The sequence below is a fragment of the Devosia sp. genome, assembly GCF_036676215.1.
GTDB lineage: Bacteria > Pseudomonadota > Alphaproteobacteria > Rhizobiales > Devosiaceae > Devosia.
This window is the reverse complement of the sequence record NZ_JAKFDJ010000006.1, coordinates 1-2,538: the sequence shown is the minus strand read 5'-3', so window position 1 is coordinate 2,538 and position 2,538 is coordinate 1. Positions and strand designations below refer to the sequence as shown.

The following is a 2,538-nucleotide window of genomic DNA, read 5'->3' as shown; positions in this document are numbered from 1 at the left end:
GTGATGCCCAACGGCACCGGCAAGACCAAGCGCGTGGCCGTGTTCGCCCAGGGCGCCAAGGCCGAGGAAGCCAAGGCCGCCGGCGCCGATGTGGTCGGCATGGACGACCTGGCCGCCCGCGTCAAGGCCGGCGACATGCCGTTCGACGTGGTGATCGCCGCCCCCGACGCGATGCGCGTGGTCGGCACGCTGGGCCAGATCCTGGGCCCGCGCGGCCTGATGCCCAACCCCAAGGTCGGCACGGTGACCCCGGACGTGGCCACGGCCGTCAAGAACGCCAAGGCCGGCCAGGTGCAGTTCCGCGTCGACAAGGCCGGGATCATCCACGGCACGATCGGCCGCCGTTCGTTCGAGACCGACAAGCTGCAGGGCAACCTGGCGGCGCTGATCGACGCCCTGAACAAGGCCAAGCCGGCGTCGAGCAAGGGCGTGTACCTGCGCAAGGTGGCAGTGTCCTCGACCATGGGCGTGGGCGTCCGGGTCGACACCCAGACCATCACGGCTTAGTCGCGACGAGGTGCCGGGAGCGCATCGCCCGGGCACCTCTGACAGAGATTCCGGCGCAGGCCCGCAAGGGGCCGGCCGGCATGGTGGGCTGTCGGATCCGCAAGGAACTGGCAGGCCATCCAAGACCGCTGGCGCGCAGCAATGCGCTTAATCGGCGGTTGCCGGGGCGACCCGGCAGCCCGGCCAGCGCAGATGGCGATCCCGCCGAGAGAGAGTTGAGAAGTTCCCTCGAGGTTTGGTCGCTGCAGCAAAGGCGCGCCGCGCGTGGTGCCAACCCGCCGGCGCATTTTGGAAGGAGTAGACCTTGAGTCTGAATCGCAGTGAGAAGCAAGCGGTCGTCGAAGAGGTGACCGGTCTCGCCGCCCAGGCCCAGACGCTGGTGTTGGCGGAGTACCGCGGCATCACGGTCGCCGACATGACGAAGCTGCGCAACGACGCGCGCAAGCAGGGCGTGAGCCTGAGTGTTCTGAAGAACACCCTGGCCCGCCGGGCTGTGAGCGGCAGCGGCTTCGAAGTGGTGGCCGACCAGATGACCGGCCCGCTGATCTATGGCTTTTCCGTGGATGCCGTGGCCGCCGCCCGCGTGGTGGCCGATTTCGCGAAGACCAACGACAAGCTGGTCATTCGCGGCGGCGCCTACGGGGGCAAGGCCCTGGACGTCAACGGCGTCAAGCAGCTGGCGAGCATCCCGAGCAAGGAAGTGCTGCTGGCCCAGCTGTGCGGCCTGCTGATGTCGCCGATCTCGCGCACGGCCGTGGTGCTGGGCGCGCTGGCCGCCAAGAAGGGCGGCGGCGACGAAGCGGCGCCGGCAGCGGCTTGAAGCAATCAAACCCCAATCATTGAAGGAACAATCCAAATGGCATTCGACAAAGACGCATTCCTGACCGCGCTGGACAGCATGACGGTCATGGAACTCAACGACCTGGTCAAGGCGATCGAAGAGAAGTTCGGCGTGAGCGCTGCCGCCATGGCCGCGCCTGCCGCCGGTGGCGGCGCTGCCGCTCCCGCCGCGGAAGAGAAGACCGAGTTCACCGTGATGCTGCTGGAAGCCGGCGCCAACAAGGTGTCGGTCATCAAGGCCGTGCGCGAACTCACCGGCCTGGGCCTGAAGGAAGCCAAGGACCTGGTCGACGGCGCTCCCAAGCCCGTCAAGGAAGCGATCGCCAAGGCCGACGCCGAGGCGGCCAAGAAGAAGCTGGAAGAAGCCGGCGCCAAGGTCGAACTCAAGTAATCGAGTCCACCTGCCGAGGCTGGAGGCTCCCCAAAGGGCCTCCAGCCTTTGGCGCTTATTGGGGCGTGGCCTGAACGCACCCGAAAGATCTGGCCCAATCGAGGGTTCGCCAGTTTTTTCGAGTGTCTTCTGACCCCGACTGCAGGAGATGCCTTGGTTCGGGCCGTGTGCAATGCACGGCCGTCCGCCATGGTTGGTAGTGGCCAACCCGCCAAGCAACGCCCATTCCCGCGCAGGGATGGGCGCGTCAGTTGCGCAAGAGCTCAATAGCCCGGAGATCTCATGGCCTATTCCTATACCGAACGCAAGCGCATCCGCAAGAGTTTCGGCAAACGCGACAGCGTGCTCGAAGTGCCGTACCTGCTGCAAATGCAGAAGGACGCGTACACCGCCTTCCTCCAAGCCGACGTGGCGCCCTCGCGGCGCACCGTCGAGGGCCTGCAGGCCGCCTTCGATGCGGCCTTCCCGATCGTCTCGCACAACGGTTTTGTCGAGATGAAGTTCACCGAATACAACCTGGCCAAGCCCGCCTTCGACGTGCGCGAGTGCCAGACCCGCGGGCTGACCTACGCCTCGGCCGTGCGCGCCAGGGTGCAGCTGATCATCTACGACCGCGAGTCTTCCACGCCGCAGTCCAAGGTGGTCAAGGAGGTCAAGGAGCAGGAGGTCTACATGGGCGAGGTGCCGCTCATGACCGACAAGGGCTCCTTCATCATCAACGGCACCGAGCGCGTGATCGTGTCGCAGCTGCACCGCTCGCCCGGTGTCTTCTTCGAGCACGACAAGGGCAAGACGCACAG

The 2,538-nt window shown here is 66.2% G+C and carries 3 protein-coding genes and 1 pseudogene; all 4 read left to right on the top strand.

Annotation, left to right across the window (positions count from 1 at the left end):
• Positions 1-507 (top strand): 50S ribosomal protein L1 (gene rplA, locus V6M52_RS00410; RefSeq protein WP_332698242.1); only part of this gene is annotated, 507 nt, incomplete at its 5' end.
• A 304-nt stretch (positions 508-811) separates the two neighbouring features.
• Complete coding sequence (gene rplJ / locus V6M52_RS00405) at positions 812-1,327, top strand: 50S ribosomal protein L10 (RefSeq protein ID WP_332698239.1); 516 nt, start codon at positions 812-814, stop codon at positions 1,325-1,327.
• Between the two features lie 36 nt (positions 1,328-1,363).
• Positions 1,364-1,738 carry a 50S ribosomal protein L7/L12 gene (rplL, locus tag V6M52_RS00400; protein WP_332698236.1) on the top strand — a complete coding sequence of 125 codons (375 nt, stop codon included), beginning with the start codon at positions 1,364-1,366 and terminating at the stop codon, positions 1,736-1,738.
• Positions 1,739-2,020: 282 nt separating this feature from the next.
• Positions 2,021-2,538 (top strand): annotated as a pseudogene (gene rpoB / locus V6M52_RS00395) (DNA-directed RNA polymerase subunit beta); the annotation flags it as partial.

Coding starts and splice junctions, on each gene's coding strand:
- rplL (WP_332698236.1), top strand. CDS start 1,364: ATGGCATTCGACAAAGACGCATTCCTGACCGCGCTGGACAGCATGACG.